Source organism: Kitasatospora sp. NPDC004531, from assembly GCF_053602195.1.
In genome coordinates this window covers 155648-169558 of record NZ_JBSGDD010000001.1, presented here as the reverse complement: position 1 = coordinate 169558, position 13911 = coordinate 155648, and the positions used below count along the sequence as shown (strand labels likewise).

Genomic DNA, 13911 nt, shown 5'->3' with positions numbered 1-13911 from the left:
TCAGGCGGCGGCCGGGCTGCCGATCGAGCAGGTCAGCTCGCCGTCGCGGGCGTCGGCGACGATGGTGTCGCCGGGCCGGACGTCGCCGGCCAGCAGCAGGGTGGCGAGCCGGTTGTCCAGCTGCGTCTGGATGGTGCGGCGCAGCGGCCGGGCGCCGAACTCGGGCTGGTGGCCGCGGTCGACCAGCCAGCGCTTCGCGGCCTCGGTGACGTCGAGTTCCATCCCCTGTGCCCTCACCCGCCGCTCGGAGTTGGCGAGCATCAGGTCGACGATGCGCAGCAGGTCCTCCTCGCCGAGCGCGTCGAAGACGATGATGTCGTCGATCCGGTTGAGGAACTCCGGCAGGAAGCGGGCGCGCAGTTCGGCCATCAGCCGGTCGCGGATCTCCTCGGTCTCGCCCCGGTGCGAGAGGATCAGCTGCGAGCCGATGTTGGAGGTCATGATGACCACGGTGTTGCGGAAGTCGACGGTGCGGCCCTGGGCGTCGGTGAGCCGCCCGTCGTCGAGGACCTGGAGCAGCGCGTTGAACACGTCCGGGTGGGCCTTCTCCACCTCGTCGAACAGCAGCACGCTGTACGGGCGGCGGCGGACGGCCTCGGTGAGCTGCCCGGCCTCCTCGTAGCCGACGTACCCGGGCGGGGCGCCGACCAGCCGGGAGACGGTGTGCTTCTCCTGGAACTCGCTCATGTCGAAGCGCACCAGCCGGTCCTCGTCGCCGAAGATCAACTCGGCCAGGGCCTTGGCGAGTTCGGTCTTGCCGACGCCGGTCGGGCCGAGGAACAGGAAGGAGCCGACCGGCCGGTTCGGGTCGGCCATGCCGGCCCGGCTGCGGCGCACCGCCTCGGAGACCGCGACCACCGCCTTGTCCTGGCCGACCACCCGGGCGTGCAGCTCGTCCTCCAGTTTGAGCAGCCGGGCCTTCTCGTCCTCGGTGAGCTGGGAGACCGGGATGCCGGTCTGCCGGGAGAGCACGTCGGCGATGTCGTCGACGGTGACGGAGACGACGCCCTCGCGGCGCTCCTCGATCTCCGCGTTCTGCGACTCCAGGTCGGCGATCCGGGTCTTGAGCTCGGAGGCGCGGGTGAAGTCCTCGGCGGCGACCGCCTCGTCCTTCTCCCGGCGCAGCTTGGCGAGTTCGTCCTCGCGGCCGATCACCTCGGTGGAGCGGCCCAGGCCGCGCAGCCGGACCCGGGCGCCGGCCTGGTCCATCAGGTCGATGGCCTTGTCGGGCAGGAAGCGGTCGGAGACGTACCGGTCGGACAGGTCGGCGGCGGCCCGCAGCGCCTCGTCGGTGAACCGGACCTGGTGGTGCGCCTCGTAGGAGTCGCGCAGGCCCTGCAGGATCTGCACGGTCTCCTCGACGGACGGCTCCGGGATCAGCACCGGCTGGAAGCGGCGCTCCAGGGCGGCGTCCTTCTCGATGTGCTTGCGGTACTCGTCGAGCGTGGTCGCCCCGATGACGTGCAACTCGCCCCGTGCCAGGGCCGGTTTGAGCATGTTGCCGGCGTCCATCGCGCCCTCGCCGCCGGCGCCCGCGCCGACCACGGTGTGCAGCTCGTCGATGAACAGGATGGTCGAGTCGGCGGCCTCGCGGACCTCGTCGATGACCTTCTTCAGCCGCTCCTCGAACTCGCCCCGGTACTTCGACCCCGCCACCAGGCCGGACAGGTCCAGCATCACCACCCGGCGGTCCTTCAGGGTGGCGGGGACGTCGCCGGTGACGACCCGCTGGGCGAGGCCCTCGACGATGGCGGTCTTGCCGACGCCGGGCTCGCCGATCAGCACCGGGTTGTTCTTGGAGCGGCGGGAGAGGATCTCGACGGTCTGCTCGATCTCCTCGGCCCGGCCGACCACCGGGTCCAGCCGGCCGAGCTTGGCGTCCTCGGTCAGGTCGCGCCCGTACTCGTCCAGCGTCGGGGTCCTGCTGTCCTGCTTGGCCGGGGCGCCGCGCTCGCCCCGCGCGGCCGCCGCCTCCGCGCCGCGCTGCCACCGGGAGGAGTCGGCGCCGTGCGCGGCCAGCAGCCGGCCCGCCGCCGAGTCCGGGTCGTCCAGCAGCGCCGCCAGGATGTGCTCCGGCCCGATGTACGAGACGCCGGCGGCCTGCGAACGGGCGTGCGCGCCGATCAGCACCCGCTTGGCGGCCGGCGTCAGACCGGGCTCCACGGACGGGTCGGCCTCGCCCGCCGGGAGGGTGCGCTCGACGGCGGCGGCCAGCTCGTCCGGGTCGGCGCCCGCCTGGGCGAGCAGTGAACGGGCCGGGTCGGTCAGGGTGGCCGCCCACAGCAGGTGCGGGGTGTCGAGGTCGGCGCTGCCGTCCTCCTGGGCGCGCAGCTCGGCCCGGCCGATCAGGTCCCGGGCGGACTCGGTGAGCAGCCGGCCGATCGGCACCCGCTGCACGGCGGGCGGGGCGGCGGCCGGATTCAGGCCGAAGAAGCGATTCAGCAGTTCGGAGAAGGCGTCGTTGGAGCCGAGCGAGCCGAAGCCGGGCATGGTCATCGTGAGGCACTCCCATGGGCGGGCGGGCAGCAGTCTCCCCGAACTATGTCAATCCGTTATCAACCCCGCAAAACGGTGCGATCCGGACAGGCGGCCCATTGGCCGATCCCCGCCGCACCCCGGGCCGACTCCCAGGAACCTTTCAGGAACTTGGGACAGCCATTACCCGCGCATGGGAGGCTGATGACCAGCAGCTCCGACGGGCACCCCGGGCCGACCGCCCGGGGTGCCCGTCCGTGCCACCGGCCGAGGGGGGAAACCATGCCGACCGCGGACCGCGCCGCCCGGCGCCGGGGACTCGACGCACTCCTGCGGCACTCCCCGCTCCAACCCGCCTTCCGCGCCCGCGCCGCCCGCCGGCTCGCCGTCCTCGCCTACCACGGCGTCGACGACCCGGCCGCGTTCCGCGCCCAGATGGAACGCCTCGCCCGCACCGCCCATCCCGTCGGCCCCGAACAGGTCGCCCGCGCCGCCGAACACCGCCGGCCGCTGCCGCCGCGCAGCGTCCTGGTCACCTTCGACGACGGCGACCCCACCGTCCTCACCCGCGCGCTGCCCGTCCTCGCCCGGCTGCGCATCCCCGCCGCCGCCTACGTCATCACCGACCTCGTCGACAGCGACCACCCCTACTGGTGGACCGAGGCCACCCACCTCATCCAGCGCGGCGGCCACACCGAGACCCTGCACGGCCTCGGCTCGGCCGCCGCCGTCCACCGCCTCAAGACCCTCCCCGACGCCCAACGCCTGCACGCCCTCGCCGAGTTGCGCGCCACCGCGCGGCGGCAGGCGCCGCGGCAACGGCAGTTGAGCTCGGCGGAGCTGCTCGCGCTCGCCGACGGCGGCGTCACCGTCGGCAACCACACCGCCGCCCACCCCTGCCTCGACCGCTGCACCGACGACCGGATCCACAGCCAACTCGCCGACGCCCACCGGCGGTTGACCGGCTGGCTCGGCCAACCGCCGACCACCTTCGCCTACCCGAACGGCAACCACGACCCCCGCGCCGAGACCGTGCTGCGCACCCTCGGCTACCGCACCGCCTTCCTCTTCGACCACCGCCACACCGCCCTCGCCCCCGCCCACCACCTCCGCATCAGCCGCCTGCGCGTCAACTCCCACACCGGGCGCAACCGCTTCGACACCATCCTCTCGGGCCTCCACCCGGCCATCCACCGCCTGCGCGGCGGGAGTTGAGGGGGTGAGGGGCTGCCGGTGCGCCGGTCGGCGGGGCTGTCGGTTCGTGTGCGGGGGGAGTGGAAGCCGGTGGCCGCTGCGCAGGCGGATGGGGCGCGACGGGGTGCCCCGGCGGCCGGTGGAGCTGCTGGCGTGCGTCGGGCGGGGGTCGGGGGCCGGGGCGCTGCGCGGCGCGGGCCGGCGCGGTGCGTTCGGGGCGGGGGGCAGTCGGGTCGGTGCTTGGGGCGGTCGGCGGGTGCCGGGACCGGGGTGGCGGTTGGCAACTGTCGGGTGGGCGGGGAGAGTTGCGGTCCGAATGGTGCCGTCGGCGTCGGCGGCTCGGTGGAGGGGGTTGTGCTGTGACCGATGCGCCGGAGATTCTGCGGACGCCCGAGCTGGACGGACAACTCGTCGAGGAGTGGCGGCAGTTGGTCGTCGACGATCCGGACGGGTCGTGGTTCGCCGGGCCGGACTGGGTGCTGGCGTGGTGGCGGACGCTGGGGGCCGGGCGGCGGGGCGAGGTCGCGGTGTGGCGCGGGGCGGGGGGCGAGGTGGAGGCGGTGCTGCCGCTGGGGCGGGAACGGGTGCGGTGGGAGCACCGGGTGCCGCTGGGGGTGCCGGTGCTGAGCCTGCTCGGGGCCGGGCCGGGGGCCGCCGACCACTGCGGGCCCGCCGTCCGGCCGCACCGGCGGGGCGAGGTCGCCGAATGGCTCGCCGCCGAGGCCCGCCGCCGCACCCTGTGGCTGCCCGCACTGGACCCGGCGCACCAGGACCTGCTGCCGCCCGGCGCCCGGCCCGTCACCCGCACCGCCTGCCCGCGCCTGGACCTCACCGCCGGGCCGGACCGCCTCGGGTCGCGCGACTTCCGGGCCGCCAACCGGCGCGCCCACCGCCGACTGGCCGCCGCCGGCGTCACCTTCTCCTGGCTGCCGCCCACCGCCGCCGAACCCGCCCTGCTGGACGAACTGCTCCGCCTGCACAGGCTGCGCCGCCGGGCCGCCGCCGGCGGGGCCAGCAGCTTCGACGAGAGCCGACTGCCGCTGCACCGCGCACTGCTGGCGAGCGCCCGCCCGGACTTCGGCCCGGCCTTCCAAGTGGCGCGCCACGACGGCGAGTTGATCGGCGTCCTGTACGGATTCCGGTGGGCCGACCGGTTCGCCTACTACCAGATCGGCTGGGACCAGCGGTGGGCTGCCGAATCGCTGGGCACCGCCCTGATCGACGCGGCGGTGCGCAACTGCGCGGCGCAGGGCGTGCGGGTCTTCGACTTCCTGCGCGGCGACGAGCCGTACAAGTACCGCTTCGGCGCGCAGGACCGCACCGACACCGGGTGGCTGCTGCCGCGAGGCGTCGGCGGGGCGCTGCTCGGCCTCAAGTACCGGCTGCTCAGGGCTGGATGACGCCGTCCACGTACACCCACTCGCCCTGGTGGCGGACGAACCGGCTGTGCTCCCGCATCGCCCCGGCCCGCCCGCGCTCGCGGTAGTGGGCGCGGAACTCGACGGTGCCGTCCTGGTGGAACGGCCCGCCGTCGGTCGCGCCGAGGATCTCCAGGCGCTCCCAGCGCAGCGACGGGTCGAAGTCCACCGACGCGGGCCGGGTCTCCGGGTGCCAGGACCGCAGCAGGTACGGCTCGTCCCGCACCGCGAAGGCGCTGAACCGGGACCGCATCAGCTGCTCGGCGCTGCTCGCCGCCGCCTCGCCGCGGTGCAGCCGCCCGCAGCAGTCGGCGTACGCGGCGGGCCGCCCGCACGGGCAGTCGACCGGGGCGGCGGGGGAGGGGGAGGGGGTGCGTCGACGGGCCATGGCACCCATTATCGCCGCCACCGGCCCGGCCCCCGCCCCCAGGCGTTCTGCGGGCCCGGGCGCGGACGAGGGTGAAGTCCATCGGCCGGCGCTCGCGGAGGTTCTGGTCGAGTGGGCGGAGCGGTTCGTCGAGGAGCCGGTCCTCGACCTGCCCGACGGCAGGCGCTCGCACCGGCGGTCCGCCGCGCCGGGCGCCGCCGACGGGCGTGGTGCGGCCGTTCCGGGGCAGGATGGGCGAAGTCCGTGCCCGGACGGGGCGGACGGCGACCGGTCGGGCGAAGGAGATCCGCGATGAGCGACCACCACCACAACGTGCTGCTGCTCGGCTTCGCCGACGGGGAGGCGTGCCGCCGGGCGTACGAGGACGCGATGCACCTGCCGGGGCTGCGGCAGCTCGCGGTGCTGGAGCGCAGCGCCGAGGGGATCGTCGACATCCCGGAGAGCCACATCCGCGGCGCGGGCGTGCCGACCGTCGGCTCGGGCCTGGTGGGCGGGCTGGTGGGCCTGCTCGGCGGCCCGATCGGGGCGCTGCTGGGCTTCGCGGCGGGCGCGGCGATCGGCAACGCCGCCGAGCAGAGCGAGATCACCGACGGCGGCGCGGGCCTGATTGTGCTGTCCTCACGGGTGGAGAACGGGCGGGCGCTGCTGGTGGTCGACCTGGTCGAGCACGACAGCGCACCCGCCGACGAACTGGCCGCGAAGTACGGGGCCCCGGTGGAGCGGATCTCCGCCGAGCAGTTCGCCGAGCAGGTGCGCGCCGCGAAGGAGAGCGCCGGCTGAGGCGGGCTCAGAAGTACGGGCGGTAGCCGTCGCGGAGCTTGTCGAGGTCGCGCCGCTCGCGCTTGGTGGGCCGCCCGGCGCCCCGGTCGCGCAGGCCGACCTCGGCGGGGCGTTCGGCGCGGGGCGGCGGCGGGGGGCTGTGGTCCACGTAGCAGGTCTCGGCGACGGGGGCGCCGACCCGCTTGGCGATCGGCCGGACCACCTGGACGATCCGCTCCCGGCCCTCGATCCGCACCCGTACGTCGTCGCCGGGCTTGACGTGCTGCGCGGGCTTGGCGGTGGCCCCGTTGACCTTCACGTGCCCGGCCCGGCAGGCCGCGCCCGCCGCCGAGCGGGTCTTGATCAGTCGGATCGCCCAGATCCAGCTGTCGATCCGCACGCTCGCCTCGTCCGTACTCATGGCCCGACCCTATCGCCGCGCGCGGCCGGGCCGGGAAGCCCGGAGCTTTGTGCAACTAGTTGCAGAGAGAGTCCGCCGCGCCCTACCGTTGGGTAACAAATCCTGACCGGAGGCGTCGATGACTGCTGCGTACCCCCACCTGCTGGCCCCGCTCGACCTGGGCTTCACCACGCTGCGGAACCGGGTGGTGATGGGTTCCATGCACGTCGGCCTGGAGGAGGCCGAGCACGGCTTCGAGCGGATGGCCGCGTTCTACGCCGAGCGCGCCCGGGGCGGCGTCGGCCTGATCGTCACCGGCGGCATCGCCCCCAACGAGGCCGGCCGGCCGTGGGGCGGCGGCGCCAAGCTCACCACCGAGCAGGAGGCCGCCGAGCACCGCGTGATCACCGACGCCGTGCACGCCGAGGGCGGAAAGATCGCCCTGCAGATCCTGCACTTCGGCCGCTACGCCTACCACCAGGACCTGGTCGCCCCGTCCGCCCTGCAGGCCCCGATCAGCCCGTTCGTCCCGCACGAGCTGACCGAGGACGAGATCGAGCAGACCATCGAGGACTTCGCCCGCTGCGCCGAACTCGCCCGCTCCGCCGGGTACGACGGCGTGGAGATCATGGGCTCCGAGGGCTACCTGATCAACGAGTTCATCGCCCGCCAGACCAACCACCGCACCGACGGCTGGGGCGGCTCGTACGAGAACCGGATGCGCTTCCCGATCGAGATCGTCCGCCGGGTGCGCGAGCGGGTCGGCGCGGACTTCATCCTGGTCTACCGCCTGTCCATGCTGGACCTGGTACCCGGCGGCTCCACCTTCGACGAGGTGGTGCGGCTCGCCGGCGAGATCGAGGCGGCCGGCGCCACCATCATCAACACCGGCATCGGCTGGCACGAGGCGCGCATCCCCACCATCGCCACCTCGGTGCCGCGCGGCGCGTTCGCCTGGGTCACCAGGAAGCTGATGGGCAAGGTCGGCATCCCGCTGGTCACCACCAACCGCATCAACACCCCGGAACTCGCCGAGGAACTGCTCGCCACCGGCCACGCCGACCTGGTCTCGCTGGCCCGCCCGATGCTCGCCGACGCTGCCTTCGTCAACAAGGCCGCCGCCGGCGCCCCCGAGGCCATCAACACCTGCATCGGCTGCAACCAGGCCTGCCTCGACCACACCTTCAGCGGGAAGATCACCTCCTGCCTGGTCAACCCGCGCGCCTGCCACGAGACCGAACTCGTGCTCTCTCCCACGCGGTCGAGCAAGCGGATCGCCGTGGTCGGCGCCGGCCCGGCCGGCCTGGCCTTCGCCGTCTCCGCCGCCGACCGGGGCCACCGGGTCACCCTGTTCGACGCCGCCGAGGAGATCGGCGGCCAGCTGAACGTCGCCCGCCGCGTCCCCGGCAAGCAGGAGTTCGACGAGACGCTGCGCTACTACCGCCACGAACTCGACCGCACCGGCGTCGAGTTGCGCCTCGGAACGGTCGCCGACGCGGACGCCCTGACCGGCTGGGACGAGGTCGTCCTCGCCACCGGCGTCACCCCGCGCGTCCCCGAGATCGACGGCATCGACCACCCCAGCGTGGTCGGCTACCTCGACGTGCTGCGCGACGGCGCGAAGGTCGGCGACCGGGTCGCGGTGATCGGCGCGGGCGGCATCGGCTTCGACGTCGCCGAGTACCTCACCGACCCGGGCAGCGAGGACTTCCTCGCCAAGTGGGGCGTCGACGCCGAGCACACCACCCCCGGCGGGCTCGCCGCCCCCGCCCGCCCCGCCGTGCCGCGCAGCGTCCACCTGCTCCAGCGCAAGACCGGCAAGGTCGGCGCGGGCCTCGGCAAGACCACCGGCTGGATCCACCGCACCGAACTGCGGCACCGGGGCGTGGTGATGGTCCCCGGCGTCGAGTACCGCCGCATCGACGACGCCGGCCTGCACGTCACCGTCGGCGGCGAGGAGCAGGTGCTCCCCGTCGACACCGTCGTGCTGTGCGCCGGCCAGGAACCCCGCCGCGAGCTGGTCGACGCGCTGCGCGAGCGCGGCGTCGAACCCCACCTGATCGGCGGCGCCGACGTGGCCGCCGAACTCGACGCCAAGCGGGCCATCGACCAGGGCACCCGCCTGGCCGCCGCCCTCTGACAGCCGCCACGGCGGGCGCGGGGGGTGCGGGAGGCGACTCCCGCGCCCGCCGTCAGGCCAGTGCGGCCAGGCTGCCCGGGTAGAGGTACTCCTTCGCGGGGAGCGTCGTCCCGTGCGCCCAGGCGTCGAAGAAGCCCGTGAGGTCGCGGCCGGACACCCGCGCCGCCAGCGCCTCGAACTGCGGGAACGAGGCGTTGCCGTAGGCGTGGTCGGCGGTCCAGCGGCGCAGCGTGGCGAAGAACGCGTCGTCGCCGACGGTGCGCCGCAGGGCGTGCATCATCAGCGAGCCCTTGAAGTACAGGGCGGCGTCGAGCTCCTTGCCCGCGCCGGGGTCGTACAGCTTCGTCGACCAGTAGGCGGGGTCGTCCTTCGCGGAGGCCAGCTCGGCGGCGTAGAACCCGGTGTCGAGGTCGGCGCCCTTGTGCTCCTCCCACAGCTGGTTGGCGTACTGGGCGACGCACTCGGCGAGGCAGCCGTCGCGCCAGTCGGAGAACGAGACGCTGTTGCCGAACCACTGGTGGGCGTTCTCGTGCACCACCGGCGCGTCGAAGATCGCCCCGCTGTACGTCGGCCGGCTCTGCGTCTCCAGGGCCACCGGGCCGGCGTTCTCGTCCCGCGCCGCGCCCACCACGATCGCGCCCGCCGAGGAGAACGGGTACGGGCCGAACTTCGAGGCCAGGAACGCCAGGATGTCCCGCTGCTCGGCCTCCGCCGCCGGGTCGATCACGGCGTCCGGGCTGTACGCGGTGATGATCGGTGTGCCGTCGGGCAGTTGGTCCCGGTGGACGGTGAACCGGTCGATGGCGACCGTGCTCAGGTACGTCGCCATCGGGCGGTCCTCGTGCCAGCGGAAGGTGGTGCTGCCGCCGCCGGTGGTGGTCGGCCCCGGCCGGCCGTTGCCGATGGCGGTCCAGCCGTCGGGGACGGTCGCGGTGAGCGAGAAGGTGGCCTTGTCGGACGGGTGGTCGTTGGACGGGTACCAGGACGTCGCGGAGTGCGGCTCGCCCGCCGCGCTCGCGCCGCCGTCGGCCAGCGTGTGCCAGCCCTCCGGGTCGGGCCGGCCCGCGTACTTCACCCGGACGGCGAACGCGGCGCCCCGGGCGATCCGCTGGGCCGGGACGACGTCCAGCTTGTGCTCGCCGGAGCGCGAGAACGACCGGGCCGGCACGCCGTTGACGGTGACCGAGGCGACCGTGAAGCCCTTCAGGTCCAGGCTCAGGCGCTCCAGCGCCCGGGTGGCCCGGGCGGTGACGGTGGTGTCGCCCGTCAGGTGGTCGGCGCGGGCCGGGTCGTAGGCGATCCGGACGTCGTAGTGACCCACGTCGTAGCCGGAGTTGCCGTCGTCGGGGAAGTACGGGTCGCCGATCCCGGTCGCGGTCCCGGCCGTGGTCGCGTTCGCGTTCGCGGCGGAGGCGGGCAGGGCGGTCAGGGCGACGCCGAGGGCGGTCGCGAGGGCGAGGGCGGTGGCGGTCGGTCGGGTGCGCATCGGTGCTTCCTGGGGGTGGCGGGCGGTCACGGGCGGGTGGCGGCGAGCTGCCACACCACGCCGATCAGGGCGTTGGTGCTGGTGGTCTCGACGGCCGGATCGACGTTGGCGAGGTTGTCGCAGGCCTCGTGGATGCAGTCCGAGATGCCGGTGCTGAAGCCGGAGGACGGGATGCCGGCGGCGCCGAACGACTCGTTGTCCGACCCGCCGACGCCGATGTCGAAGGTGTCCAGGCCGCGGGCGGCGAACCAGGAGGCGAAGGCCCGCCCGGCGGCCTCGTCGGCCCCCGGCCCGTCCTGCACCACGAGCCACTTGTCGGTGTCGCGGCTGCCCGTCTGGTCGAAGTTCAGGTAGAGGTCGATCGCCCGGCGGTCACGATCGGTCAAATTCCGGACGTAGTGGGCGGAACCGATCAGCCCGACCTCCTCCGCCCCCCACCAGGCGAACCGCAGGTGCCGGGCCGGCCGGAGCCCGGAGTCGGCGACCCGGAGCGCGGCGGCCAGGACCGCGGCCGAGCCCGAGCCGTTGTCGTTGATCCCTGGCCCCTCGGCGACGCTGTCCAGGTGGGCGCCGGTGAGCAGCACGTGGTCCGGGTCGCCGCCCGGCCAGTCGGCGATCAGGTTCCAGCCCGCCCGGCCGTCGTGCTCGAAGCGCTGCAGCTCGGTGCGGAAACCCGCCCGGTCCAGCGCGCGGCGCACGTACGCCAGCGACTGCGCGTAGCCCGCCGTGCCGTGCGCGCGGTTGCCGCCGTTGCGGTCGGCGATCCGCTGCAGGGCCTCCAGGTGCGGCATCACGTCCCGCGCCGAGACGGTCGGAGCGGCCGGGAAGGTCCGGGCGACGGTGGCCGGAGCAGCCGGGGCGGCGGTGGCCGTGGCCGCCGTCGGCAGCAGGGACAGCGCGAGCGACGCCCCGAGGACGCGGACGGCGAGCGGCAGGGAGGACTTCACACGGAGGCCTTTCGACGGGAGCCGGCGGACACCGCCACCCTGGCCGCCCCGTGTCAGGAAGTTGTCAGGAACCGGTGGGGAAGCCGTCCCGGAGCCGCCCGCACCGGCCGGCGCACCGTCCACCCGAAGCCCTCTTACGATCATCGGCATGTGCGCACACGTCGTCGTCGCCGAGGACGACCCCAAACAGGCCGACCTCATCCGCCGCTACCTGGAACACGAGGGACACCACGTCGTCGTGGTCCACGACGGCCGCTCCGCGCTGCGGGAGGCCCGCCGCGAAACGGCCCAACTCCTGGTCCTGGACGTGATGATGCCGGTGCTCGACGGCCTCGACGTCTGCCGGGCCCTGCGCGCCGAGTCCGCCCTGCCGGTGCTGATGCTGACCGCCCGCACCACCGAGGAGGACCTGCTGCTCGGCCTCGACCTCGGCGCCGACGACTACCTCACCAAGCCCTACAGCCCCCGCGAACTCGTCGCCCGGGTCCGCGCCCTGATCCGCCGCGGCACCCCGGCCGCCCCGCCCCCGCCCGCCGCCGGGACGCCGCCCGCCGCGCTGCGCGCCGGACCGCTGACCGTCGACCCCGCCCGCCACGAAGTCACCGCCCACGGGCGGCCCGTCACCTGCACGCCCGCCGAGTTCCGGCTGCTGGAGGTCCTCGCAGCCCAGCCCGGCCGGGTCTTCACCCGCGCCCAGCTGCTGGAACACCTGCACGGCATCGACCGGTACACCACCGCCCGCACCGTCGACACCCACGTGATGAACCTGCGCCGCAAGATCGAACCGCACCCGCGCCGCCCCAGCACCCTGCTGACCGTCTACGGCATCGGCTACAAGCTCGCGGAGGTGCCGCGCGTTGCCCCGTGACACCCCGCTGCGCCGCAGCCTGACCGCCCGGCTGCTCGCACTCTCCGCCCTGGTGTCGCTCTGCTCCATCGCCGCGACGGCCTGGCTGGCCGCCCGCACCACCACCGGCGCGATCCAGCAGGAACAGACCCAGGCCATCGCCGACCACACCCGGATCTACCGCCAACTGCTCGGCTACGCCGCCACCCACCCCGACTGGAACGACGCGCAGGACACCGTCCGGCAGCTTGCCGCCGCCACCGGGCAGCGCATCGTCCTCACCACCCCCGGCTTCGAACCGGTCCTCGACTCGACCCCCGGGCAGGGCGGCCCGGCCCTGCCCCGCACGCCCACCGGCATCGTCGACCCGCTCTCCGTCGACCTCGCCCTGCAGCCCGACGCGCCCGCCGACCGGATCGACGCCCGCGCGGCCGGCCCGTTCCGGCCGACCCCGGACGAGCAGCGGAGCCTGCGCAACGAACTGCAGCAGCAGGCCGACTGCCTGCGCGCCACGCTCGGCGTCGAGGCCACCGTCACCGACGACCCCGCCGGGCGGCCGCGCCTGCGCACCCCCGACAGCCGGCCCCTCGGGGTGCGCTGCTCGACCCCCATGGTGGCCAGCGCCCCCACCCGCACCGAGGACGCCGCCCTGGCCGACCTCACCGGACTCGTCAACGCCTGCCTGGCGCGCCGGCAACTCCCGCCCGTAGCACTCGAATTGGGCCCGGACGGGGTGCCCGTCGCCGACCCGGGGGAAGGCCGGGCGGTCTCCGCCTGCCTCACCAACGCCCGCCGGCAGCAACTCGTCGAGTACGTGGCGCCGCCCCTGCTGCTGTTCGTCGGCACCCCCGCCGGCCCCGCCGACGCCGCCGGCCCCGCCCCCGTGCTGACCGCCGCGCACCCCGGGCGGGTCACCGAAGTGGCCGCCCTGGTCCTGGTGGTGACGGTCGCGGTCACCCTGACGGTCGGCCTGCGGCTCTCCCGGCCGCTGCACGCGCTCACCCACGCGGCCCGCCGGATGGCCGACGGCGACCTGACGGCCCGGGTACGGGTGACCGGCCGCAACGAGATCTCCATGCTGGCCGCCGCGTTCAACGCCATGGCGGAGCGGCGCAAGCAGCTGGAGGACCTGCGCAAGGCCATGGTCGGCGACATCGCGCACGAACTGCGCACCCCGCTCAGCAACATCCGCGGCTGGCTGGAGGCGGTGGAGGACGGCCTCGCCACCGCCGACCGCGCCCTGACCGGCTCCCTGCTCGAAGAGGCCATGCTGCTCCAGCACCTCATCGACGACCTGCGGGACCTCGCCGCCGCCGACGCGGGCGAGCTGGTCCTGCACCGCGAACCTGTCGACGTCGGCGACCTGTTGGCGCAGGTCGCGGGCGCCCACGGCGCACAGGCCCGGGCCGCCGCGGTGGCGCTGGCCGTCGAGACCTCCCCGGCCGCCGCCGAGGTCTTCGCGGACCCGGTCCGCCTCCGGCAGGCCGTGGGCAACCTGGTCTCCAACGCCGTCCGCCACACCCCGCCCGGCGGCGCCGTCACGCTGCGCGCCCGCACCGAGGGCGCCGCCCTGCTGCTCCAGGTCGCCGACACCGGCACCGGCATCGCCGAGGCCGACCTCCCGCTGGTGTTCGAGCGCTTCTGGCGCGCCGACCGCTCCCGCACCCGGCAGACCGGCGGCACCGGCCTCGGCCTCGCCATCGTCCGCAAGCTCGCCGAACTCCACGGCGGCGACGCCCACGCCGCCAGCACCCCGGGCGCGGGCTCGACCTTCACCCTCCGCCTCCCGCTGGAACCGGGGGCGTTGCGGGGGACAACCCCACCATCCCGCTCCGGCTGACCGGACGCGGTTTCCGC

The 13911-nt window shown here is 74.7% G+C and carries 11 protein-coding genes; 6 read left to right on the top strand and 5 right to left on the bottom strand.

The genetic code is table 11. The features are described from left to right. The gene (locus tag ACWEMJ_RS00815; protein WP_452134752.1) at positions 1-2496 is read right to left on the bottom strand and encodes an ATP-dependent Clp protease ATP-binding subunit; all 2496 of its coding nucleotides are present in this window, start codon (positions 2494-2496) and stop codon (positions 1-3) included. 261 nt (positions 2497-2757) lie between these two features. On the opposite strand from ACWEMJ_RS00815, the gene ACWEMJ_RS00810 reads away from it, so the two are divergent. Beyond that, positions 2758-3690, top strand: a complete 933-nt coding sequence (locus ACWEMJ_RS00810) for a polysaccharide deacetylase family protein (protein ID WP_452134751.1) — start codon at positions 2758-2760, stop codon at positions 3688-3690. 338 nt (positions 3691-4028) lie between these two features. Continuing rightward, on the top strand, positions 4029-5069 hold the full coding sequence (locus tag ACWEMJ_RS00805) for a GNAT family N-acetyltransferase (RefSeq protein WP_452134750.1): 1041 nt from the start codon (positions 4029-4031) through the stop codon (positions 5067-5069). Here the strand turns inward: ACWEMJ_RS00805 and ACWEMJ_RS00800 are convergent. Then, positions 5056-5475, bottom strand: a complete 420-nt coding sequence (locus tag ACWEMJ_RS00800; protein ID WP_452134749.1) for a YchJ family protein — start codon at positions 5473-5475, stop codon at positions 5056-5058. The two genes, ACWEMJ_RS00805 and ACWEMJ_RS00800, sit on opposite strands and share 14 nt — an antisense overlap. A gap of 291 nt (positions 5476-5766) precedes the next feature. Here ACWEMJ_RS00800 and ACWEMJ_RS00795 point away from each other — a divergent pair, with 291 nt between their 5' ends. Further along, a complete protein-coding gene (locus ACWEMJ_RS00795) occupies positions 5767-6255 on the top strand; it encodes a hypothetical protein (RefSeq protein ID WP_452134748.1) in 489 nt (162 codons plus the stop codon). Between the two features lie 7 nt (positions 6256-6262). On the opposite strand, the gene ACWEMJ_RS00790 is transcribed toward ACWEMJ_RS00795, so the two are convergent. Further along, positions 6263-6655, bottom strand: a complete 393-nt coding sequence (locus ACWEMJ_RS00790) for an RNA-binding S4 domain-containing protein (protein ID WP_452134747.1) — start codon at positions 6653-6655, stop codon at positions 6263-6265. 118 nt (positions 6656-6773) lie between these two features. Here ACWEMJ_RS00790 and ACWEMJ_RS00785 point away from each other — a divergent pair, with 118 nt between their 5' ends. Then, positions 6774-8774: an oxidoreductase gene (locus ACWEMJ_RS00785; protein WP_452134746.1), complete on the top strand. Its 2001-nt coding sequence runs from the start codon at positions 6774-6776 to the stop codon at positions 8772-8774. Positions 8775-8826: 52 nt separating this feature from the next. On the opposite strand, the gene ACWEMJ_RS00780 is transcribed toward ACWEMJ_RS00785, so the two are convergent. After that, on the bottom strand, positions 8827-10260 hold the full coding sequence (locus ACWEMJ_RS00780; protein WP_452134745.1) for a M1 family metallopeptidase: 1434 nt from the start codon (positions 10258-10260) through the stop codon (positions 8827-8829). A gap of 26 nt (positions 10261-10286) precedes the next feature. Further along, the gene (locus ACWEMJ_RS00775; protein ID WP_452134744.1) at positions 10287-11207 is read right to left on the bottom strand and encodes a M20/M25/M40 family metallo-hydrolase; all 921 of its coding nucleotides are present in this window, start codon (positions 11205-11207) and stop codon (positions 10287-10289) included. 148 nt (positions 11208-11355) lie between these two features. Here ACWEMJ_RS00775 and ACWEMJ_RS00770 point away from each other — a divergent pair, with 148 nt between their 5' ends. Together ACWEMJ_RS00770 and ACWEMJ_RS00765 are read left to right on the top strand one after the other, a co-directional pair. Further along, complete coding sequence (locus tag ACWEMJ_RS00770) at positions 11356-12075, top strand: response regulator transcription factor (protein ID WP_452134743.1); 720 nt, start codon at positions 11356-11358, stop codon at positions 12073-12075. Next, positions 12065-13894, top strand: coding sequence for a sensor histidine kinase (locus ACWEMJ_RS00765; RefSeq protein ID WP_452134742.1), 1830 nt, complete (start codon positions 12065-12067; stop codon positions 13892-13894). The genes ACWEMJ_RS00770 and ACWEMJ_RS00765 overlap by 11 nt, the downstream gene beginning before the upstream one ends. The last annotated feature ends 17 nt before the right edge of the window (positions 13895-13911 follow it).